This is a genomic window from Paenibacillus sp. Pae15, from assembly GCF_024519685.1.
GTDB lineage: Bacteria > Bacillota > Bacilli > Paenibacillales > NBRC-103111 > Paenibacillus_G > Paenibacillus_G naphthalenovorans.
Genome location: NZ_JALJRM010000032.1, coordinates 1 through 20,859, shown reverse-complemented (window position 1 = coordinate 20,859; position 20,859 = coordinate 1). Strand labels below are relative to the sequence as shown.

The 20,859-nt window shown below is 54.2% G+C and carries 21 protein-coding genes and 1 tRNA gene; 4 read left to right on the top strand and 18 right to left on the bottom strand.

Annotated elements, in window-relative coordinates:
• Positions 1–40: 40 nt before the first annotated feature.
• From NR121_RS21180 to NR121_RS21100, 17 genes are all read right to left on the bottom strand, one after another.
• Entirely contained in the window at positions 41–1,780 is a 1,740-nt protein-coding gene (locus tag NR121_RS21180; protein ID WP_062410066.1) for a tetratricopeptide repeat protein, read from the bottom strand.
• 174 nt (positions 1,781–1,954) lie between these two features.
• On the bottom strand, positions 1,955–2,905 hold the full coding sequence (locus NR121_RS21175; RefSeq protein WP_062410067.1) for a ribose-phosphate diphosphokinase: 951 nt from the start codon (positions 2,903–2,905) through the stop codon (positions 1,955–1,957).
• Positions 2,906–3,018: 113 nt separating this feature from the next.
• On the bottom strand, positions 3,019–3,834 hold the full coding sequence (gene hisJ / locus NR121_RS21170) for a histidinol-phosphatase HisJ (RefSeq protein WP_062410068.1): 816 nt from the start codon (positions 3,832–3,834) through the stop codon (positions 3,019–3,021).
• A 93-nt stretch (positions 3,835–3,927) separates the two neighbouring features.
• Positions 3,928–4,623: a bifunctional phosphoribosyl-AMP cyclohydrolase/phosphoribosyl-ATP diphosphatase HisIE gene (hisIE, locus tag NR121_RS21165; protein WP_062410069.1), complete on the bottom strand. Its 696-nt coding sequence runs from the start codon at positions 4,621–4,623 to the stop codon at positions 3,928–3,930.
• On the bottom strand, positions 4,620–5,378 hold the full coding sequence (hisF, locus tag NR121_RS21160; RefSeq protein ID WP_062411077.1) for an imidazole glycerol phosphate synthase subunit HisF: 759 nt from the start codon (positions 5,376–5,378) through the stop codon (positions 4,620–4,622). The genes hisIE and hisF overlap by 4 nt, the downstream gene beginning before the upstream one ends.
• Positions 5,379–5,445: 67 nt before the next feature.
• On the bottom strand, positions 5,446–6,174 hold the full coding sequence (gene hisA / locus NR121_RS21155) for a 1-(5-phosphoribosyl)-5-[(5-phosphoribosylamino)methylideneamino]imidazole-4-carboxamide isomerase (protein WP_074729715.1): 729 nt from the start codon (positions 6,172–6,174) through the stop codon (positions 5,446–5,448).
• A gap of 81 nt (positions 6,175–6,255) precedes the next feature.
• Positions 6,256–6,876 carry an imidazole glycerol phosphate synthase subunit HisH gene (gene hisH, locus NR121_RS21150; RefSeq protein WP_062410071.1) on the bottom strand — a complete coding sequence of 207 codons (621 nt, stop codon included), beginning with the start codon at positions 6,874–6,876 and terminating at the stop codon, positions 6,256–6,258.
• A gap of 3 nt (positions 6,877–6,879) precedes the next feature.
• A complete protein-coding gene (gene hisB, locus NR121_RS21145; protein ID WP_217437490.1) occupies positions 6,880–7,536 on the bottom strand; it encodes an imidazoleglycerol-phosphate dehydratase HisB in 657 nt (218 codons plus the stop codon).
• Complete coding sequence (hisD, locus tag NR121_RS21140; protein ID WP_062410073.1) at positions 7,484–8,773, bottom strand: histidinol dehydrogenase; 1,290 nt, start codon at positions 8,771–8,773, stop codon at positions 7,484–7,486. The genes hisB and hisD overlap by 53 nt, the downstream gene beginning before the upstream one ends.
• 44 nt (positions 8,774–8,817) lie before the next feature.
• The gene (gene hisG / locus NR121_RS21135) at positions 8,818–9,459 is read right to left on the bottom strand and encodes an ATP phosphoribosyltransferase (RefSeq protein WP_062410074.1); all 642 of its coding nucleotides are present in this window, start codon (positions 9,457–9,459) and stop codon (positions 8,818–8,820) included.
• A gap of 16 nt (positions 9,460–9,475) precedes the next feature.
• Positions 9,476–10,681 carry an ATP phosphoribosyltransferase regulatory subunit gene (locus tag NR121_RS21130; protein WP_074729713.1) on the bottom strand — a complete coding sequence of 402 codons (1,206 nt, stop codon included), beginning with the start codon at positions 10,679–10,681 and terminating at the stop codon, positions 9,476–9,478.
• A 296-nt stretch (positions 10,682–10,977) separates the two neighbouring features.
• Positions 10,978–11,493, bottom strand: a complete 516-nt coding sequence (locus NR121_RS21125; RefSeq protein WP_062410076.1) for an acyltransferase — start codon at positions 11,491–11,493, stop codon at positions 10,978–10,980.
• Between the two features lie 3 nt (positions 11,494–11,496).
• Positions 11,497–12,144 (bottom strand): pyrophosphatase PpaX, encoded by a 648-nt coding sequence (gene ppaX, locus NR121_RS21120; protein WP_074729711.1) that lies wholly within the window; start codon positions 12,142–12,144, stop codon positions 11,497–11,499.
• A complete protein-coding gene (lgt, locus tag NR121_RS21115; RefSeq protein ID WP_062410078.1) occupies positions 12,122–13,162 on the bottom strand; it encodes a prolipoprotein diacylglyceryl transferase in 1,041 nt (346 codons plus the stop codon). Before lgt ends, ppaX begins: the two co-directional genes overlap by 23 nt.
• Positions 13,163–13,209: 47 nt before the next feature.
• Positions 13,210–14,151 carry an HPr(Ser) kinase/phosphatase gene (gene hprK / locus NR121_RS21110; protein ID WP_062410079.1) on the bottom strand — a complete coding sequence of 314 codons (942 nt, stop codon included), beginning with the start codon at positions 14,149–14,151 and terminating at the stop codon, positions 13,210–13,212.
• 144 nt (positions 14,152–14,295) lie between these two features.
• Positions 14,296–15,420, bottom strand: coding sequence for an ABC transporter ATP-binding protein (locus NR121_RS21105; protein ID WP_062410080.1), 1,125 nt, complete (start codon positions 15,418–15,420; stop codon positions 14,296–14,298).
• A 91-nt stretch (positions 15,421–15,511) separates the two neighbouring features.
• Positions 15,512–16,606, bottom strand: a complete 1,095-nt coding sequence (locus NR121_RS21100; protein WP_137671223.1) for a PucR family transcriptional regulator — start codon at positions 16,604–16,606, stop codon at positions 15,512–15,514.
• A 146-nt stretch (positions 16,607–16,752) separates the two neighbouring features.
• Here NR121_RS21100 and NR121_RS21095 point away from each other — a divergent pair, with 146 nt between their 5' ends.
• From NR121_RS21095 to NR121_RS21080, 4 genes are read left to right on the top strand one after another with little or no spacing between them, the layout of a single operon-like run.
• Positions 16,753–18,081 (top strand): nickel-dependent lactate racemase family protein, encoded by a 1,329-nt coding sequence (locus NR121_RS21095; RefSeq protein ID WP_171006041.1) that lies wholly within the window; start codon positions 16,753–16,755, stop codon positions 18,079–18,081.
• 21 nt (positions 18,082–18,102) lie between these two features.
• Positions 18,103–18,495: a hypothetical protein gene (locus NR121_RS21090; RefSeq protein WP_062410082.1), complete on the top strand. Its 393-nt coding sequence runs from the start codon at positions 18,103–18,105 to the stop codon at positions 18,493–18,495.
• An 8-nt stretch (positions 18,496–18,503) separates the two neighbouring features.
• Positions 18,504–19,100 carry a gluconate 2-dehydrogenase subunit 3 family protein gene (locus NR121_RS21085; RefSeq protein WP_062410083.1) on the top strand — a complete coding sequence of 199 codons (597 nt, stop codon included), beginning with the start codon at positions 18,504–18,506 and terminating at the stop codon, positions 19,098–19,100.
• Positions 19,097–20,665: a GMC family oxidoreductase gene (locus NR121_RS21080; protein ID WP_074729708.1), complete on the top strand. Its 1,569-nt coding sequence runs from the start codon at positions 19,097–19,099 to the stop codon at positions 20,663–20,665. Before NR121_RS21085 ends, NR121_RS21080 begins: the two co-directional genes overlap by 4 nt.
• A gap of 118 nt (positions 20,666–20,783) precedes the next feature.
• Here the strand turns inward: NR121_RS21080 and NR121_RS21075 are convergent.
• A tRNA-Lys gene (locus NR121_RS21075) sits at positions 20,784–20,859 on the bottom strand.

Sequence of the window (20,859 nt, the reverse complement as noted above, 5' to 3'; positions counted from 1 at the left end):
CGGTTGTCAGCGTATTTTTTTCTATACCTTCATATTAAGGTTAAGACTCCAAGCTTGCAAATTTATCAAAGATGGCGTCCATCTTTTCTTTCAATCCGCAGGCTTCATCAATCAGCTTGGCATTCCTGCTGACGGTAGCTACCGATACGCCGTAGCGATCCGCGGTTTCCTGATAGCTGACAGGGCGTCGGTGCATCTTTGCCGTCAGGTATTCCAGGGCCGCTGCCCAGCCCTCCACTTTCGTGATTTTGGGCACGTTCGGAAATACTCTTGATAAGTATTCTACCCAAAGCGTTTGTAAATCGTACTGCTGCACCATATCGTAGCGGCGGAACATATACCGCATCGCCGTCTCCATCACCAGCTGCCATTTGGGATCCCATATCGGAAGCCCCGGAGCAAAAGGCGACGGGGCCACCGTTGTCTGATTCCCCTCCAGCACGGCCGTCAGCGGTTCTTTCACGCCGATACTGCGAAGAACGAAAATAGCCACCTTCTTCAGATAGTCATCCTCGCCCGGTTGTCCGATAAATTCAAGCAGCGCATCCTTCACCTCGTCATCGGCGATCAAGCCGAACGCTTGAATGACCTGCAGCTTCGTATGCGCGTCTCCATGCCGCAACGCCCAGAAAAAGGACGAACGCACCAACGGATCGCGCTTCAGGTGATCCGGCAAGCCGTTCTCCGTACGCTCGATTCCCCGAAACTGCTCCTCAAACGGCATATGATAATGATAGCTGACAGGCGGCTTCACCGCTTCGTCCCAATTCTTATTGAGCAAATTAAGATAGAACCTGGGAATTTCCGAACCGGGGTCGAACTTCGCCGCCTGCCGCCACCAGCGCTCAGCTTCCTCATAGCGGCCCGTATTGTATGCGGCTACGGCGGTATAGTGACACAAGCAAGGATCCGGACCCGTTTCGCCGGTTTTCAACAGACGCTTGAACAGCAAATAAGCCTTCTCATGCTCGTTCAAAATCCCCATAGTGGTCGCCAGCTTAAACGCATGATCCTGATGGAAAGGATACGTTTTGCGCAGCACTTCAAGCAGCCCGGCCAGACCCGCCTTATCACCGAAATGCTGGTAAAAAATCGCCAGATTGCACAACGCATGCAAATTGCCCGGCTCCAGCTCCAGCACTTGACGAATCATATCAACCGATTTTTCAAAGTGTCCCATGTAATAATAGGCCAACGCAAGGTTATTGCGCGCAGCTATGAAGTCGGGATGCTTGCGGATAATTTTCTCCAGCACCCGCACCGCTTCCGAAAAACGGCCCTCCTCCAGCATCGAACGCGCCCGGTCGTGCTCGAACAGCCCTTCCCGGCTCTTGATCGTCGTCAGCTTGGTGGGACGGTCGAGCTCGTAGCTGAGCAGCTCCATCATTTCTTCGGATTCTTCCAGAAACTGTCCGTTGGGGTCATTCTCCAGGTAATGGATAATCGCTTCTTCGGCCAGCTCGTAATTCTCCATATTGGCAAAATTGTTCGCCATATAAAAATAGCATTCCGTCATCGTAGGGTCGATCCGATCAAGCACATGCTGCAAAATGCGGTTGGATTCCTCATAATTTCCCATCTCGGACAGAAGCCCGGCCAGATTGCAATGATTCACCGGGTTTTCCGGTTCATATTCGGCCGCGCGACGAAAATACTTCAATGCCTTATCATAATGATAACGGTCCAAGGACTGAACGGCTTTTTCGAAAAAGAACGTGGCATCCATTTTCATCGGTACGATATTGCTGTGCTTGGGCGTCGCACGTTTTTTCTTCCCCATAGTAATAAGGCACCTCCGTAACCCGACCGGAATTCATGAGAAACCCTTCCTGAATATCCATTCGCAAAGTGCTCTCTAAATCGCCGGAGTAATATTGATTCTTAAGTATACCACAAGATGACCCCAAACTGTTAGTTCCTGTTTGTCGGGGTCATCCAATAAATGTATTATAAGTTATACACCGCCATATTTAAACAAAGAGCTAAGCGATCCGCCGGACATGATGATGTTGATGGCATCCGACAGCAAAGTGGCCACGGACAATACTTGGAACCGGGCCGAATGATCTTCCGGAATGGCGATGGAGTCCGTAATCACGCATTCCTTGATGTTCGGATGATCCAGACGCTGCAGCGCCGGTCCGGAGAACACCGGGTGTGTCGCACACACGTAGGCATCGTTCGCCCCGCGCTCCTTGAGGCCTTCGACAACGTTGACGATCGTCGTTCCCGTATCGATCAAATCCTCAATGATGATCGGGGTTCTTCCTTCAACTTCTCCGATGACATGCGTGATAACCGCTTCGTTGTGAGCGGGTCTTTTTTTGATCATCATAGCGAACGGCGCGTCAAGAATGTTGGCCATTTTCTCTGCAGTCGTCGCCCGTCCCGCATCCGGTGAAACGATGATCGGATTGGGAATGTTTTTCTTCTTAATGTAATCACTGATCAAATCCAGTGCCGTCAAATGGTCCACCGGAATGTTGAAAAAGCCTTGAATGGCCGGAGCATGCAGATCGATGGTGATGACGCGGTCCGCACCGGCTGTAGTCAGCAGGTCCGCCACCAGCTTCGCCGAGATCGGTTCCCGGGGCGCCGCTTTTCGCTCTTGGCGGGAATAACCATAGTAGGGAACGACAAGATTGATCGTTCTCGCCGATGCCCGTTTGGCGGCATCCATCATAACGAGAAGCTCCATGAAATTCTCATTGATCGGATGGGAAAAGGTCTGCACTAGGAACACGTCGCAATTCCGGATGCTTTCCTCATAGAGACAGTAGATTTCCCCGCTTTTGAAACGGGACAGCTTGATCTGGCCGAGCGGTACATCAAGCTCCTTGCAAATGCGCTCCGCCAATCTCGGGTTGGACGAACCCGAAAAAATCTTCATTTTGTCGCTGTACATGGTTACCTCCGCTTGTGCTTATGTTACGTGGGTCATCAAACGACGCCGCAAGTATTGCAAAAAATGGTATTTTACATCATTTTAATAAAGCTACTACCCTATTATACATCATATTAGGGGAATCCAATAGGCATCATTAGCCGTTTCCGGCCTTTAAATGTGGCTAATTCTTTAAAACCGACATCACGAAGCAGATCTACCGCCTGATCCAGATATTGTCCCAGCCGCTCCGGCTGGTGAGCGTCCGAGCCGATCGTGAGCGGAATACCCAGCTCCAGCGCATATTCCAGCATCCGGCGGCTTGGAAACATTTCGTTGACCGGCATACGCAGACCGCTGGCATTCAGCTCGATGGCCATGTCTTGTGCTTTTACCGCTTCCAAAACTTGGCGTTCGAGGTGCTCCACGCTTTGCTCCGGCTTGAAGCCGAACCTCTTGATCACGTCAATATGCCCGATATAATCATAAAAGCCTGTCCTGACGGCTTTACCTACTGCATCATAGTACTGTTCGTACACCTCGTAGGCGTCCCTCTGCTTCCAGCCGTCGGTTTGCCGGTAGTCGGTAATGTCCCATTCACCCAAAAAATGCACAGACCCGATAACGTAATCCCAGGGATATGCTTGAATGATCCGCTCGATGTCAGCCTCGTAGCCTTCGATATAGTCTCCTTCGAGCCCTACACGAATATCAATGCGGTCTTTATATTTCTCCCGCAGCATGAACGCTTCCTCAATATATTTCGGCAGTTCTTCCATCGGCATGGCCATGCCGGGATAATAGGCGGCCGGATCTACGTGCAGCAAGGGCATGTGATCGGACAGCCCGAGCTGGGTGAGTCCGATCTCAATGCCCTTCAGCACATAGTCCTCCAGTTCACCCGACGCATGGCCGCATCTTACATGGTGCGTATGATAATCAATGCGCATAGAGCGATTCTCCTTGCCCGGCCAGCGGTTCCATGTTCTTCCGCTGAATTGCCGTTAGGTTGTTCTTCCAATGAGCTTTGATCCCAAGCTTATTTACTTGTTGTGGCGGCGGTCCAGCTCTTTCATCAGCTCATCCAGCGGCAGCTTTCTCTCGCGGAGCAGCACCAGGAGATGGAAAATCAGATCGCTGGCTTCATAACGCAGCTCGTCGTTGTCCCGGTTTTTAGCTGCGATGATGACCTCCGCCGTTTCCTCACCGACCTTTTTCAAAATCTTGTCGACGCCTTTCTCGAACAGATAGGTCGTATAGGCCCCTTCCGGACGCTCGGCATCGCGCTGTGCAATGACGGATTCCAATATGCCCAGCATCGCGAAGCGGTCCTTCACGACTTCTTCATCAGACCCTATCTTCTCCGCCTGCCCGGCCAAAACGCCGACGCGTACATCGTGCTGAAAACAGCTGTAGCGTCCCGTATGGCAAGCCGGACCGGTTTGGTCCACCTGCACCAGCAGCGTATCTCCGTCGCAGTCGTACTTCAGCGATTTTACCTTCTGGATATGCCCGCTTGTAGCGCCTTTATGCCACAGCTCCCCGCGCGAACGGCTCCAAAACCAGGTTTCGCCCGACTCCAGCGTAGCTTTCAGCGAATCCTTGTTCATATAGGCCATCATCAGCACCTCTTTGCTGGCCGCATCCTGAACGATGGCCGGCACCAGGCCGCTTCCGTCCCATTTAATCGCCGCTAACAAGCTTTCCAAGTTATCCACCGACGTTTGTTGTCCACTCATCGGATCTCCACTCCTTTATTTCTAAGGTCGTCCTTAACCTCTTCAATCGTTATTTCTTTATAATGGAAAATCGTCGCAGCCAGCCCCGCATCCGCTTTGCCTTCTGTGAACACCTCATAAAAATGCTCCTTCCTGCCCGCTCCGCCCGAGGCGATGACAGGAATCGTCACCAGCTCCGACACCGCCTTCGTCAGCGGGAGGTCAAAGCCGTCCTTCGTACCGTCCGCATCCATGCTTGTGAGCAAAATTTCTCCAGCCCCGAGCTGTTCGATCCGCTTTACCCACTCCAGCGCCTTGATGCCCGTACCGTTCCGTCCGCCGTGTGTAAATACCTCCCACTCGCCCCATTCGGCATTGTATCGGGCGTCAACGGCCACCACGATGCACTGCGAGCCGAACCGGCGCGCACCGTCGGACACGAGCTGCGGATTTTTGACTGCAGCCGTATTGATGCCGATTTTGTCCGCGCCCGCTCTTAGCAGCCGCTTCATATCGTCCACACTGGAAATCCCGCCTCCTACCGTAAACGGAATCGTGATTTCACCGGCCGTTTTTTGCACCACTTCAACCATGGTGGCACGGCCTTCATGCGAAGCCGAAATATCGAGGAACACAAGCTCGTCAGCCCCCTCGCGGTCATAGATCGAAGCCAGCTCTACCGGATCACCAGCATCGCGCAAATTCACAAAGTTAACTCCCTTGACGACCCGGCCATCCTTGACGTCAAGGCAGGGAATAATCCGTTTGGCCAGCATACCCCGCACCCCTTTCTCTGCCGTAAAGCCGCCTCGCTCTCCGGCGGGCGGCAATCGTTGAATCAGCTTATACCAGGCTTTGCGCTTCCTCCAGCTTAATGCTGCCAGTATACAGCGCCTTCCCGACGATCGCGCCGCCGACTCCCTCAGACGCGTACTGTACAAGACGCTTCAAGTCGTCGTATTGGCTGACGCCTCCAGACGCAATCACCGTTTGTCCGGACACCTTGGCCAAGTGGACGATCGCTTCCACGTTCGGTCCGCTCATCATGCCGTCACGGGAAATATCCGTAAAAATAAACGTGCGGGCGCCTTCCCGCGCCAGCTCCACGGCAAGCTCATCCGCTTTCACCGCAGACGTTTCCAGCCAGCCGCGCGTCGCGACATAGCCGTCGCGCGCATCCAGACCAATGGCCACCTTATCACCGTGCTTGGCGAGTACGCGGTTCACAAAATCACGGTTTTCAATCGCCGCCGTACCGAGAATAACACGCGATACGCCTAGCGAAAGCACGTGATCCACGTCCTTCTCCGTGCGCAAGCCGCCGCCGAGCTGCACCGGCACCTGAACGGACTTTGCGATTTCACCGATCAGCTTGTCATTCACGGGATAGCCCGCCTTGGCTCCGTCAAGGTCGACCAAATGAATCCATTTCGCCCCTTGCGATTCCCAGGCTTTGGCCACTTCTAGCGGATTTTCATTGTATACCGTTTCCTGGTTATAGTCCCCTTGAATCAGACGAACACACTTGCCGCCGCGAATATCGATCGCGGGATAAATAACAAATGAAGACATGGACGTTCCTCCATCTCAGAGTCTTATAGGGTACAAGCCGCCATCAGACATTCGTGCTTCGCTGTATGGCAGCCTGATTGGCTACGTTGCAGCCTGTTTCTTGACGCACATATTCAGAAAGTTGCCGAGCAGCCGCATGCCGACAGCCCCGCTTTTCTCGGGGTGAAACTGCATGCCGTACACGTTGCCGCGGCCGACAATAGCCGTGACCTCCTGATGATAATCGGTCGTCGCAAGCAGGTCTTCCTTCCGCTCGGGAAGCACATGGTAGGAATGGACGAAATACACATGGCCTTCTTCCAAACCCTGAAGCAGCGGATTCGACTGTTTGAACGACAGCTTGTTCCAGCCCATGTGCGGAACCTTGCAGCTGCCCTGGAAGCGGACGACTTCGCCCGGCAGCAGGTTCAATCCTTCATGCACGCCGTATTCCTCGCTCCTGCTGAACAGCAGCTGCATGCCAAGGCAGATCCCCAGCAGAGGCTTTCCGCTTTGCGCGTAACGTTTCACCGCTTCATCCAGCCCGGCATTGCGCAGATGCTCCATCGCATCGCCGAACGCGCCTACACCGGGGAGGATGGCTCCTTCCGAATCCAGCAGCTCGCGCTCGTCCGTCGTCACCAAGGCGCTGTAGCCAAGACGCTCCACCGCCGAACGGACGCTGTGCAGATTGCCCATTCCGTAATCGATGATCGCGATCATGGCTTACAGTACCCCTTTCGTGGACGGAACGCCCTGCACGCGCGGGTCGATGCTGGTCGCTTCGTCCAGAGCACGGCCAAGTGCCTTAAAGACCGCTTCGATCATATGATGCGTATTGTGCCCGTAATGCACGATAACGTGCAGCGTAATCCGGGCCTCCAGCGCAAATTTCCACAGAAACTCATGTACCAGCTCCGTCGTGAAGCTGCCCACCGTTGCCGATGGATACTCGGCGCGATATTCCAGATGGGGACGGTTGCTGATATCGATCGCCACCTGAGCCAGCGCTTCATCCATCGGAACAAACACGCTTGCGTAGCGTTTAATTCCTTTTTTGTCGCCCAGCGCTTCACGCAGCGTCTGTCCGAGGCAGATGCCGATATCCTCTACCGTATGGTGATCGTCGATTTCCACATCGCCCCGGGCGTCCACCCTGAGGTCGAATTGGCCGTGCTTCGTAAACAAATCGAGCATATGGTTCAAAAACGGTACATCGGTCTCGATCTCGGATACGCCCGAACCGTCGACAGAGAAAGCCAGTTTAATGTCCGTCTCATTCGTTTTGCGCGCGATTTCAGCCCGGCGCCCCGCTGCCTGAAAGTCTTGTTCAGCCACGAGTATTCCCTTCTTTCTCCAAACGAATTTGAATTGCCCGCGCATGTGCATCCAGCCCCTCATGACGGGCGAGCGAAATAATTTGACCGCCGTCCCGCAGCAGCGCTTCCTTGCTGTAATAAATGACGCTCGACTTCTTTATGAAATCGTCCACGTTAAGCGGTGACGAGAACCGTGCCGTGCCATTGGTCGGCAGCACATGGTTCGGTCCGGCAAAATAATCGCCTACCGGCTCGGAGCTGTAAGGCCCAAGGAAGATCGCTCCCGCATTCTCGATCCGGCTTAAATATTGAAACGGTTCCCGCACGATAATCTCCAGATGCTCCGGCGCCAAGCGATTGACTGCATCAATCCCCTCTTCAAGGTCAGATACCGTAAGAATCGCGCCATAATCGCGAATCGATCTCGCGGCGATCTCACGCCGCGGCAGCTCGTTCAACTGGCGTTCCACCTCTGCGCGGACCGCTTCGGCCAACGGTTCCGATGTCGTGATCAGAATGGCCGAGGCCATCTCGTCGTGTTCCGCCTGAGAGAGCAGATCCGCAGCTACGTAGGCCGGATCCGCACTATCGTCGGCCAGCACGACAATTTCGCTCGGCCCGGCAATGCTGTCGATATCTACGGCGCCGAACACATACCGCTTGGCCAGAGCTACATAAATGTTGCCCGGCCCGACGATCTTGTCCGCGGCTCGGATCGACTCCGTCCCATAAGCGAGCGCAGCTACGGCCTGAGCTCCGCCCACGCGGTAGATTTCGCCGACGCCCGCTTCCGCCGCCGCTACCAGAATATGCGGGTTGATGCCCACAGCCCCTGCGGTGGCCGGCGGCGTCACCATCACGATCTCCGGCACTCCCGCGACCTGTGCAGGAATGGCATTCATCAGCACCGAAGAAGGATAAGCCGCCTTCCCGCCCGGAACATACAAGCCGACCCGCCTCAGCGGACGGATCACTTGGCCGAGGATGGTGCCGTCGGCCTGCAAATCCATCCACGAGGAACGCATCTGCTTCTCATGGAATTTTCGAATATTCACTGCGGCCGCACGAATGGCCGACAAAAACTCCTCGTCCACCTCGTTGTAAGCGGCCTCGATCTCCTCTTTCGTCACGCGCAGCTCGTCCACGCGGACACCGTCAAACTGCTGCGCGAATCTCCGCAGCGCCGCATCCCCGTCGCGGCGCACCTCTTCGATGATCCGCCGGACGCTCTCGTTCTGCTCGGGGGAGCCGTACTCGACCTCCCGCTTCAGTGAAAATTTCGATGCAGGCATAATTCTCATGTTCCCTGCCTCCTTCTGACAATTCGTTGCGGATGATGGGATGGTTATCCCTTTGCCGTCACCGCGGCGATCACCGGCTGCAGCCGATCGCACAGCCCTTGAATAGCGGCATTTTTCATCCGGTAGCTTACCCGGTTCGCAATCAAGCGGCTTGTGATCTCAAAAATCTGCTCGTGCTCTGCCAGACCATTTTCCCTTATCGTTCCGCCGGTTTCCACCATATCTACAATCCGGTCCGCCAATCCGATCAATGGAGCCAACTCAATGGAGCCGTTCAGCTTGATCACCTCGACCTGCTGTCCCCTTTCGCGGAAATACTGCGAAGCCACGTTCGGGTATTTCGTCGCTACCCGAGGATTCAGCACAGGCTTCCAGTCCGGCAGCCCGATCACGGACATGCGGCATCGCGCAATGCCGAGATCCAGCAGCTCATAGACATCCCGGTTTTCCTCCATCAGCACATCCTTGCCGACAACTCCGATATCTGCAACGCCGTACTCGACGTAAGTGGGTACATCGACCGGCTTCGCCATAATGAATTCCATCCGCGCTTCCGGTACGGCGATAATCAGCTTGCGCGAGTCATCCGCATCCTCGGGAATCGCTAAGCCCGCTTCGCGGAACAGCTTGGAGGCCTGTTTATAGATACGCCCTTTGGGCATCGCTACTTTCAATAAATCCTGCATGCGTATCGCCCCTCCTTTACTTCACAAACTCAAAGACATCCTGATAGACCGTCCCCTGTACGCGGAAGGCTCCGTCATCCAGCGGCTGTTTGTCTTTTAGTCCGTCCTTATGATCCAGCAGTTTGGTCTCCACCATCAACCCTTCGCGTGAACGCAGCGCCAAGGCTTCCTTAAGCGCCGCTTCGCGATGCTCGGCGGTGTAAGCGACAAGCACTCTCCTGGCCGTTGCGCTTGATGCGCTTTTCCCGACTACCTCTAAAATGCGGTTCGTCTTCAGCGCGAATCCGGTGGCCGGCGCCGGACGTCCAAACTGCGACAGTAGATTGTCATAGCGGCCGCCGCTGCATACGGGAAAACCAAGGTCTGCGGCATATCCTTCAAACGTCATGCCTGTATAATAGGAGAAATCTCCGATCATCGTCAGATCGATTAACACATGCTCACTTACATGATAAGCCTTCAGCACATCCCATATCTCACACAAATGAGCGATCGCACGTTCGGCTACAGGATCATGCGTCACTTGCTGCGCCAGACGGCAAATCTCCTGCCCGCCGCGCAGACGAAGAACGCCTTCCAGCTTCTTTTGCACCTCTGCCGGCAGCCCGAGCGCTTTAATCGTCTCCCGATAACCTACATAATCGCGGCTCAGGAGGCAGTCCTTTAGCGCCCGCTGAGCATCCGGACGCCCTTCCAGCATCTCCTGGAACAATCCGTTCAAGAATCCCACATGGCCAAGGGCGATCTTGAACTCCTTCACGCCGGCAGCCTGCAGGCACGCCACCGCCAGCGCGATCACTTCCGCATCCGATTCGCTCGAATCGTCGCCTACCAGCTCTACACCGGTCTGGAAAAACTCCGCATCCCGTCCCGCTTCCGCTTCAATGGCCCGGAAAACATTGGCATGATACGACAGGCGCAGAGGAAACGGATGTTCCCTCAGCAGCGAGGATACCACACGGGCAATCGGCGCTGTCATGTCCGATCGCATGACCAGCGTTGTTCCATTGCGGTCGAGCAGTTTGAACAGCTTTTTATCTTCCGTGGAGCTCGCGACTCCAACCGTATCGTAATATTCCAAAGTAGGCGTTATAATTTCTCTGTATCCCCAGCGCTCCATACACTGCAGCACTTTGAACTCAATGCCGCGCAGCGCCGCCGCCGCCTCGGGGAGATAGTCCTTTACGCCTGTCGGCTTTTCAAACACCTTCGGTTTGGACATCGGTCTTCACCCTTACTATTCATTAAATGATATTGGATTCGGTTCATCTTTGAGTCATCCATCTATTACTTTAGTCCGCTAATGTGCTACCATACTACCAAGATAAAGAAGACACTCGCTAGTTTACCACGGAACCCCCGATTCGTCAATGATCGGGAAACAGGTTCGGATGCCATCTGCTTATAATGAATGAAGGGAGCCAACGGCTTCCGGCTCCCAACTTCCCCTGACTGTTATCGATTGCCGGTTGAAGGAGCCGCATTGGGGAAACCGGCCCTTCTCCCGCAGGATGAAATTTATTCCATATTTAAGTAAACCGGCTCTTTCCGCACATCCTCACGGATCACCCGCAGCGGATTACCCGCTACGAAGCTGTACGGAGCCACATCTTTATGGACCACCGAACCCGCCCCAATAACGGCATGGTCCCCTATCGTGACACCCGGTAAAATCGTCGTGTTCGCGCCGATCATTACATGGGAACCGATGCGCACACGCCCAAGCCGATACTCTTTGATTAAATATTCGTGTGTCAGGATGGTGGAGTTATAGCCGATAATGGTATTGTCGCCTACCTCAATCTTTTCGGGAAAAAAGACATCCACCATCACCATCAGCGCGAAAGAAGCCTGCTCCCCCACCTTCATCCCCAGCACCCGGCGGTAAATCCAGCGCTTCAGCGGCAGGGAAGGAGTATATCTGGATATTTGGATGAATATAAAATTGCGAACGGCCTTCCATCGGCTGATCGTGCTGTACATTTGCCACAGCGAGTTCGGCCCTTCTACCGGATACCTGTCCGTTTGTCTCACTGGCTACTTCCCCTCGACGCCGGCAAGCGGCAAAATTTCACGAATATCGTCAATGATATAGGTCGGCTCATACCGCTTTAAATAATCTATCCCCTTCAACGACCAGGAAACACCCACAGAACGAATGCCTGCCTGATGCGCCGCTTCGATATCATAGTGGCTGTCGCCGACCATTATCGCAGCCGAGGCGTCCGCTTCAAGGTCACGCAGCGCCTTGCGGATGCCTTCCGGATCTGGCTTGGGCTTTGTCACATCATCTACGGTCACAATCGTACCGAACAAGTCGAACATGCCGGTCAGCCTAAGCCCCATTTCCGTCGTTCGGCGGATTTTGCTCGTGACCACGCCCAGCTTCACTCCCGCGGCATGCAGCCGCGCCAACGTCTCCCGCACATACGGGAATTCTTTAACCAGCTCGTCATGGCGGCTGATATTAAATTCCCGGTACTTGGCCACCAAATCTTCCACCTGTTCCCTTCCGGAGAAATACACCATCTGTTCGATCAACGGCCGTCCCATGTTCGGAACAATGCGTTCACGCGTCAGCGGTTCAGGCCCCACCCCTTCAAACGTATGTAGAAAGGATTGAATAATCAGCTCATTCGTATCGATAATGGTTCCATCCAAATCAAACAGTATGGTTCGAATCATTCTTCTGCTCCTTCGTCTTGCCGTCTTGACTATGACCACCGGCCGTTGTCTCGGCACCGCCTGCTTTCGTATCGTCAGAGACCGGCGCCCCGGATCGATCCGGTTCTTCCCCGATCCGATAAATCGGATCTGAGTAACGTGCCGCAGCGGCCCCGCTCCGGCGGCGGACCACGATCAGTGTAATGGCGGCAAGAACGATCAACAAGGCCAACAGCTGAGATATGCGCACGTTGCCGCCATAGGTCAAGTAGCCCTGCTCGAAGCCAAGCAGCTGCATCGGGGACCAAAGCCCGTTCATCAGCTCGGCCAACCATGCCGGTCCCGTGAAATCAAGGCTGTCGGTCCGCAGCGCCTCAATGAAAAAACGCCCAGTCGAATACCAGATGAAATAGCTTAAAAAGAGCTCTCCCGCCCGCATAAACGATTGTCTCCGCAGCACGAGCAGCAGAAGAAGCCCCACGATGTTCCATACCGATTCGTACAGAAAGGTAGGATGGTAATACCGTCCGTCGATCAGCATTTGATTCACGATCCAGTCCGGCAGATGCAGGTTTTCCCGCAGGAAGGCTTCCGTCACCGGTCCGCCGTGCGCTTCCTGATTCATGAAGTTTCCCCATCGGCCGATGGCTTGACCGACAATCAACCCCGGGGCGCAAATATCGGCGATTCGCCAAAATGAATACCCTTTACGCCGAACATAAAAAAACGCAGCAGCGATCGCCCCGATGAGTGCGCCGTAAATGGCAATGCCGCCCTCCCATATTTTGAACACATCCCACAAATTGTCCTTATAATCGTCCCATTGGAAGGCTACATAATAAATCCTTGCGCCAATGATAGCCGACGGCACTCCGATCAGGACCAAGTCCATAAAAAAATCGGGGGACATCTTGAACCTTTTCCCCTCTTGTATGGCAAGCACCAGCCCTATCAGAGCAGCCGTACCCAGAATAATACCGTACCAGCGAACGCTCAACGGACCAATGGAGAACGCAATCGGATTTATCGCAAGAAACATGCTTAAACTCCCTTCCACTTACCTTCCTAATGATGAGCAGTACAATTCTATTCCAAATCGTCCATATCTTCGTTCAGCGACTCTGTAAGCTTATTTGTAAACTGCAGCGCGGCATTATATCCCATTCGCTTCAGCCTGTAGTTCATAGCCGCCACTTCGATGATGACCGCCAGGTTACGTCCGGGTCGTACAGGGATCGTAACCAGCGGAATGTCGGTATCGATAATGCGCGTCGTCTCCTCGTCCAGACCCAGCCTGTCATACTGTTTATCCTGCTGCCAAATCTCCAGCTTGCAGACCACCGAAATTTTCTTTGCCGTCCTTACGGCGCCTGCCCCGAACAGCGTCATCACATTAATAATTCCGATCCCGCGGATCTCGAGCAGATGCCGAATCAGCTCAGGAGCGTTCCCGATCAGTTGATTGTCTGCCGTTTGCCGGATTTCCACCGCATCGTCGGCGATGAGCCTGTGACCGCGCTTGACCAATTCCAAAGCCGTCTCGCTTTTGCCAATGCCGCTGGAGCCGGAAATCAGCATACCAATCCCGTACACATCAACCAGTACCCCGTGGATTGTCGTCGAGGGCGCAAGCCGGTTCTCCAGAAATCCCGTCAGTCTGCTGGCCAGGATGGTCGTCGCCAGATTCGTCCGCATCACGGTAATATGATGTTCGTTTGCCGCCGCGAGCAGCTCAATCGGCGCCTCCATCCCGCGGCTGATAATGATACATGGCGTTTCTTCCGGCGAACAAAGCCTCTGCATCCGATCCATCCGTTCCTCGGAAGACAAGCGGTCAAAGAAGGTAAGCTCCGTCTTTCCCAGAATCTGGACCCGATCGTGCGGGTGAAATTCATAATAGCCGGCCATCTCCAAGCTCGGCCGGTATAAATCGGCTGTTGTAATCGGACGCTTTAGCCCTTCTTCGCCGCAAATGATTTCCAAATGGAACTCCTTCACCAAATCGGATACTTTCACTTTTTTCGGCATCGTGCTCTTTCTCCTTTTTATCCCAATATTCTCATCCTAACGAAATCCCGCGCATAAATCAACCGGAAGAAGCTGCCCTTTCGTTCACGAAGATTCAAAAAAAGGCCAGCCCATCAGGGCTGACCTTTTGAATCATTGCTGCGATTAGGAATGAAGCAGGATGGAAGCAGTCGTATCTTTATCGAAGAAATGAACCTTGTTCATATCGATAGCGAGTTTCACGTTCGAACCTTCTTTAAGGCCTGAACGTCCGTCTACACGGGCTACGACGCTTTGTGTACCGATACCGTTCAGGTACAGGAACATTTCATGACCCAGGTTCTCGGCCACCTCGATATAGGAGTTCACGATGCTGTTCGGTGAAGCTTCCATAAAGATGGCTTCTTCGTGAAAATCTTCCGGACGAACGCCCATTACGACTTCCTTGCCTACATAACCTTTTTCACGCAGGATTTTTGCTTTTCCTTCCGGCACCTCTACATCGATACCCGTAGTTTTGAAATGCAAGCTTCCGCCCTGATCTACAAATCCGCCGTTGATGAAGTTCATGGACGGGGAACCGATGAAGCCTGCTACGAACATATTCACCGGATGGTTGTAGATTTCTTCCGGCGTAGCCGCTTGTTGAATAACGCCTTTATCCATAACGACGATCCGGTCGCCCATGGTCATGGCTTCCGTTTGGTCATGCGTTACGTAAATCACGGTCGTCTCAAGACGTTTGTGCAGTTTGCTGATCTCAGCACGCATCTGTACGCGCAGCTTGGCGTCCAGGTTGGAGAGCGGTTCGTCCATCAGGAACACTTGCGGCTCGCGGACAATCGCACGACCCAAGGCAACACGCTGACGCTGACCGCCGGAAAGAGCCTTCGGCTTGCGGTCCAGCAAATGCTCGATGTCGAGAATTTTGGCCGCCTCGCGTACACGGGCGTCGATGTCGGCTTTCTTGAATTTACGGAGCTTCAAACCGAATGCCATGTTTTGATACACGTTCATGTGAGGATACAACGCGTAGGATTGGAAAACCATCGCGATGTCACGGTCTTTCGGTGCTACGTCATTCACCAAACGGTCGCCGATATACAGTTCGCCTTCCGTAATTTCTTCCAGACCGGCGATCATGCGAAGCGTAGTTGACTTACCGCAGCCGGAAGCGCCTACGAGAACAAGAAATTCTTTGTCTTTAATATCAAGATGAAAGTCCTTCACCGTTGCTTCTTCAGCACCAGGATATCTTTTAACGACGTGGTTTAAACGTACACCTGCCATGATTAATTCCTCCTGCGAGTTAGTATCGTGATATGGTTAAATCATACCGTACCTGACCGCAGGCTGACTATGCACAATCTTCACAAAAAAATCACTTTCTTTTCGTGACTTTGTACAATAGCATAGCGATTTTGACCAGCACCGCATGATTGAAGGTCCGAACGTCCAATCCCGTTTCCTGCTTGAATCTGTCCAGCCGGTACAGCAGTGTGTTCCGGTGAATATACAGCTTTTTGGCCGTTTCGCTGACGTTGCAGTCGAGCTGAAAGAAATGCTCGAGCGTCGTTAGGGTCTCCGGATCGAACGCCAGGTCCAGACGTTGGGCGGCGCGTTCCAAAAAACCGGCCTTCTCCGCTTCGGGGATCAGATGCACCAGCTTTTCAAGCTGAAGCTCCCATGGCAAATGCGTAGTGCTGCCAACATGATACGTCCGTCCCAGCATCATCGTCTCCCGCAGCTGCAATATAGCTGCATAAAGCTCTTTTGAAGGAAGAATCGGGTAATGGACAGCCAGGTGACACTCCCCCACCCATTCATTCTCCAGCATTTCATGCAATCCATAGCCCACCGCCGCAAGCAGATCCTCCTGCGTTTCTTCATCAGGGTCGCGATCCTCTTTGTCATCTATAGAAAGGATGTTTTCCGGCGCCAGCATGAGCCATTCTTTATCTGTCAAAGGAATCAATGTGATTTCGGCATCAAAAAACGACTCCAGCAGCTTCTTCAGCTCAAGATACTGCACGCGGCGGGCCGTCGTGTAATCGCCGTACAGCAGCAGCGGAATTTTGGTGGAATACAGCCCCAGCTGGGACACCAGCGTATCCGGCATCTCCGCCTGGACCAATCCGAGCTCCTGCTGCTCCCGAAACCATTCGCGTACCAGTCCCGCCTTGCGCTCCAATTCACTCACAGTTACCGGGCTTTTTTTGTCCCGGACATTCCACGCTTCCAGCATCAGCTCGACAAGCCGGCGTTCCACCGGAGTGACCGCATCCTCCCGCACCGTAAAGAGCCGGGCATCCTGCCCTTCCTTTTGCACGAAAAAGTACACTTCCCCACCCTTGGCCAAGCTCCCCGCTCCGCTTTCCTGCGCATCGCGCCGCCAGTCGTCCCATGACCATTTGGCCGATTTTACCGGAACGTTCAACGTCTTCTCGAGCCGCTCCCTTAACAGTTCCCAATCCATGTCCTGGCTCCCAACCTTCTATAAATAATGATGAAGATTTCTTCGTTCGCTGTTCTATATTGTAGCATAACTGCACTGCCGTAAAAATAAAAAGGGCGCAATGTCCGTACTTTGGCGCTCCATCATTCAGGATAATTTATTGCAATATGGAAATAATTTTTAAGAGTCTGCATTCGGACGCTATCCCGCCAATATCGAAGGAGGGCAAGGTCATTCCAAGCTTGCGTTACGGTACGAGAACTGTTTCTTTTGAAATCCCCCCGGCCTGTTCTTACGAGACGATTACTTACATGCAGGAGCAGCCATGCGCAGGGCGTGACCGCTCTTTACATCTGATCCGGGAAGCGCTTAAGGCACCGATCGACTCGCCCGGACTTCGGGAACTGGCGGCCGGATACAGCCGGGCGGTCATTCTGGTCAGCGACGGCACAAGGCTCTGTCCGACTCCGCTGCTGTTGGAACCTTTGCTTGAAGAGCTACGATCCGCGGGCATTCAAGACGACGGAATCGATATCATCGTGGCGCTCGGCGTTCATCGGAAGCATACCGAAGAGGAATTGCGGGAATTGGTGGGGGAGGCCGTATACCAAAGAATTAGGGTGTACAATCATTCCGCTCTGCCTGAGGATTGCGTGCATGTTGGAACGACCTCGCACGGCACGCCGGTGGAAATCAACCGGCGGGTGGTTGAAGCGCCGCTTCGCATCGCGACGGGCAACATCGAGCCTCATGCCCTGGTCGGCGTCTCCGGTGGGGTGAAAGCACTGATTCCCGGCGTCGCCTCGCAGTCCTGTATCGAGCACAATCACGGACTGTCTCTGCAGTACCGCGCGGCGATTGGGGATCCGGATAATCCGATTCACCGCGATCTCGAGGAAGCTCATGCCTTCGTTCCCATTCATTTTCTTCTCAACGTGATCGTCGATATGGACAGGCATGTTCTGGACGCGGTAGCCGGAAATGTGCACTCGGCTCATCGAACCGGCGCAGCTCTTGCCTCCGCCCGCTTCTTGCATCCCGTTCGTAAGCGGTACGATCTCGTTATTGTATCTCCCGGAGGGGATCCTAAAGACCGGCAGCTCTATCAAGCGGTAAAAGCTCTGCGCAATGCCGCTGCGTTTACCAAGCCGGGAGGGCCGATCCTGATGGCGGCGGAGCTTTCCGAGGGACTCGGCAACGGCATGTTTCAGTACTGGGTCGAAACGATATCGGACCGGCCGCGGATGACGGCCAAGCTGAAACAGCACTTTGTGCTCGGCGCCCATAAAATATTGCACGTAGACGAAGTGCTCAACAGCCATCCGGTGTATTTGCATTCTTCCCTCCCCCGTCACATGACGGAGCTTCTGGGCTTCCATCCGGCGGATCATCTGGAAACGGTTCTGAAAGATCTGTCGAAGACATCCCCGCTGGAACTGGCCGTCATGCCGTTCGGTTCCTTAACCTTTCCCGGGCAACCCCGGCCCCAAGCTTAATCTCACATGGAGGCGATTCCTATGAATTGGACCGGTTGGCCCTTGGAGCGCGTTGTATTTTTATTTGTCGGCTTGGCTTTTTTGGCCGTGTGGGTACAGGTCACGCTATCGCATTACCGCCAGAACTTCCATCACAAAGCGATGTGGTCTCCTGTCATTTCATCGCCAATTTACAGTCTGGCAGCGATATGGATTGCCATATCCCGCCCGGATTGGCTGCTTTCTGTCTTTGTTTTCCTGATGTGGTTCGGCGTTCTGACCGGCACCGCCGGCTTCTACTATCATTTTCACGGCGTAGGCTTGCGTGTAGGCGGCTACAGCATGCGCAATTTTCTGGTCGGCCCGCCTGTCCTCATGCCTATGATGTACATCGCGATCAGCGTGCTGGGCCTGATCGCTTACTATTGGAGGTAAGTCAGCCTATGAAACGTCTTACCCGCTACCCCTCTTACAATGTGATGAACGAACAGCATGAATGGGATGAACATACGCGAAAAATCGTTAACTCCCGGCTGCAAACCTTCGGGGGCCATACCTTCCTCACAACGGTGGAAGCGGAAATGCTGAGAGCATGGTGCAGTCTGTTAATGGATGACGCCCGTCCGGAGATCATACAATTCGTGCTCGGCCACATCGACCGGTCACTGGCCTCCGGAGAGGAAAGCCAGCGCAAGCCCGGGATTCCTCCAGTCCAAGAGCTGGTTCGCCAGGGTCTGCAGGCGCTGGAAGCCGCATGCCAGTCCATCCATACGAAGCTTTTCTTTCATCTGGAGGAGAAGCAGAAAAAACAGCTTATGGAAGAGGTCAGCCAGGGCGAGGCGGTTCCTCACGAAGTGTGGCGGGACGTACCCCAGCAGGTATTTTTCCAGAAGCTGCTTTCCTTGAGCATAGAAGCCTATTATTCCCATCCGGAGATATGGTCGGAAATCGGATTTGGCGGACCGGCTTACCCTCGCGGCTACGCTCGTATGGAACATCTCGATCCCTGGGAGGCGAAGGAGGAGAAGAAAAAAGAATGAAGCGGAAATACGAAAACGAAACGGTGGACGTCGTCATTGTGGGTGCCGGCGCGGCGGGAGGGGTTTTGGCCAAGGAGCTCAGTGAAGCCGGAATGCGAATCGTAGTGCTGGATGCAGGGCCGTTTCGCGACCCGCAGCACGACTTTGCCAGCGATGAGTTGGCCATGAAGCAGCTGGGCTGGCAGGATACGCGCATTGTAGATGGTGCAGACCCGCTCCAGATGGGGCACAACAATTCCGGCAAAGGGGTAGGCGGAGGCACGGTGCATTTTACCGGCGTCTTCTTGCGGTTTCACGAGACAGACTTCAAGTCTAGGACGCTTGACGGCGTAGGAGAAGACTGGCCGATCGGATACGCGGATCTGGCGCCCTACTACGATAAAGTGGAAAAAGAAATCGCCGTATCGGGTCCGAAGTATTTCCCTTGGGGATCATTCCACGGCCCCTATCCGTACCCGGAGCGTGATCCGATCAGCCCGAACGCCCAATTGTTCGCTAAAGGCTGCGAGAAGCTTGGCATTCGCTGGGTGGTCAGCCCGCTCGCCATCCTGTCAGCGCCCTTTGAGGGCCGGCCGCCCTGCATTAACCGCGGCTTCTGCACGCAGGGCTGCATGCCGAACGCCAAATTCAGCACACTGATCGTGCACATTCCAAAAGCCATACGGGCCGGAGCGGAGGTTCTTCCTGACTGTATGGTCACGCAGGTGAACGTCGGTAAAGACGGCAGGGCGACCGGCGTCACCTTCGTTCATAACGGCAAGACCTATGAACAGCGGGCTAAATTGGTCATTATCTCCGCGTATGTCGTAGAAACCCCAAGGCTTTTGTTAAACTCGGCCAATGCGCAGTTCCCCAACGGGCTTGCGAACAGCAGCGGATGGGTGGGCAAAGCGTTCATGACGCACAGCAGCAACGACGTCTACGCGCGGTTCGATCACGATGTGCGGCTGTACAAAGGAACGCCGGTACTTGCGACGACGCAGGATTTCTATCATCTAACCGGGGGTGTCACGCGCGGCTACACGCTGCACGCCCGCGGAGTCAGGCCGCTGAGCTTTGCCCAGGGCATCTCCAAGTCGGGCGGCAGCCGCCCGGTCTGGGGCACACGCCTGCGTGAAGCGGTGCTCGACTATAACGCCTATGCGCGCATTACCATGGTCGGCGAAGTGCTGCCCGACCCCGGCAACACCGTCACCCTGAGCGAATGCAAGGACTCGAACGGCATGCCGCTGGCCAAAGTCACCTTCAGCTACGGCGATAACGACAAGCGGCTTATTGATCATGCCGTAGGTACAATGAAAGACATTCTTAAAGCCGCCGGCGGAAGGCCGGAGTTCGTCGTGCCCGATACCGCCCATCTGATGGGCGGCTGCCGCATGGGGTCGGACCCGGAGAGCTCCGTGGTCAACTCCTACGGTCAGACGCATGACATTCCAAATTTGTTCATCTGTGATGCCAGTATCTTTGTTACCTCGGGTGCCGGCAATCCGACGAATACGGTCATGGCGTTGGCTTCCCGTACAGCCGACTACATTAAAGAAAAAGCCAACCTCAGGGAATTATAGCCCGTTCTCATGCTTATTGCTTGAAAATGTAAGGGGGTAGCGAATCGTTTGAATCGTCAAGTAACTTTTACAAAATGAAAAAAAGAGACCTTCTAAAGGTCTCTCTACGGTCACCAAATGGTGAGCCATGTAGGACTCGAACCTACGACACCCTGATTAAAAGTCAGGTGCTCTACCAACTGAGCTAATGGCTC

What these genes read in the sequence shown, in the direction of transcription:
- NR121_RS21180 (WP_062410066.1), bottom strand. Translation starts at nt 1,780, where the DNA reads ATGGGGAAGAAAAAACGTGCGACGCCCAAGCACAGCAATATCGTACCG.
- NR121_RS21175 (WP_062410067.1), bottom strand. Translation starts at nt 2,905, where the DNA reads ATGTACAGCGACAAAATGAAGATTTTTTCGGGTTCGTCCAACCCGAGA.
- hisJ (WP_062410068.1), bottom strand. Translation starts at nt 3,834, where the DNA reads ATGCGCATTGATTATCATACGCACCATGTAAGATGCGGCCATGCGTCG.
- hisIE (WP_062410069.1), bottom strand. Translation starts at nt 4,623, where the DNA reads ATGAGTGGACAACAAACGTCGGTGGATAACTTGGAAAGCTTGTTAGCG.
- hisF (WP_062411077.1), bottom strand. Translation starts at nt 5,378, where the DNA reads ATGCTGGCCAAACGGATTATTCCCTGCCTTGACGTCAAGGATGGCCGG.
- hisA (WP_074729715.1), bottom strand. Translation starts at nt 6,174, where the DNA reads ATGTCTTCATTTGTTATTTATCCCGCGATCGATATTCGCGGCGGCAAG.
- hisH (WP_062410071.1), bottom strand. Translation starts at nt 6,876, where the DNA reads ATGATCGCGATCATCGATTACGGAATGGGCAATCTGCACAGCGTCCGT.
- hisB (WP_217437490.1), bottom strand. Translation starts at nt 7,536, where the DNA reads ATGCGCGGGCAATTCAAATTCGTTTGGAGAAAGAAGGGAATACTCGTG.
- hisD (WP_062410073.1), bottom strand. Translation starts at nt 8,773, where the DNA reads ATGAGAATTATGCCTGCATCGAAATTTTCACTGAAGCGGGAGGTCGAG.
- hisG (WP_062410074.1), bottom strand. Translation starts at nt 9,459, where the DNA reads ATGCAGGATTTATTGAAAGTAGCGATGCCCAAAGGGCGTATCTATAAA.
- NR121_RS21130 (WP_074729713.1), bottom strand. Translation starts at nt 10,681, where the DNA reads ATGTCCAAACCGAAGGTGTTTGAAAAGCCGACAGGCGTAAAGGACTAT.
- ppaX (WP_074729711.1), bottom strand. Translation starts at nt 12,144, where the DNA reads ATGATTCGAACCATACTGTTTGATTTGGATGGAACCATTATCGATACG.
- lgt (WP_062410078.1), bottom strand. Translation starts at nt 13,162, where the DNA reads ATGTTTCTTGCGATAAATCCGATTGCGTTCTCCATTGGTCCGTTGAGC.
- hprK (WP_062410079.1), bottom strand. Translation starts at nt 14,151, where the DNA reads ATGCCGAAAAAAGTGAAAGTATCCGATTTGGTGAAGGAGTTCCATTTG.
- NR121_RS21105 (WP_062410080.1), bottom strand. Translation starts at nt 15,420, where the DNA reads ATGGCAGGTGTACGTTTAAACCACGTCGTTAAAAGATATCCTGGTGCT.
- NR121_RS21100 (WP_137671223.1), bottom strand. Translation starts at nt 16,606, where the DNA reads ATGGATTGGGAACTGTTAAGGGAGCGGCTCGAGAAGACGTTGAACGTT.
- NR121_RS21095 (WP_171006041.1), top strand. Translation starts at nt 16,753, where the DNA reads ATGGAAATAATTTTTAAGAGTCTGCATTCGGACGCTATCCCGCCAATA.
- NR121_RS21090 (WP_062410082.1), top strand. Translation starts at nt 18,103, where the DNA reads ATGAATTGGACCGGTTGGCCCTTGGAGCGCGTTGTATTTTTATTTGTC.
- NR121_RS21085 (WP_062410083.1), top strand. Translation starts at nt 18,504, where the DNA reads ATGAAACGTCTTACCCGCTACCCCTCTTACAATGTGATGAACGAACAG.
- NR121_RS21080 (WP_074729708.1), top strand. Translation starts at nt 19,097, where the DNA reads ATGAAGCGGAAATACGAAAACGAAACGGTGGACGTCGTCATTGTGGGT.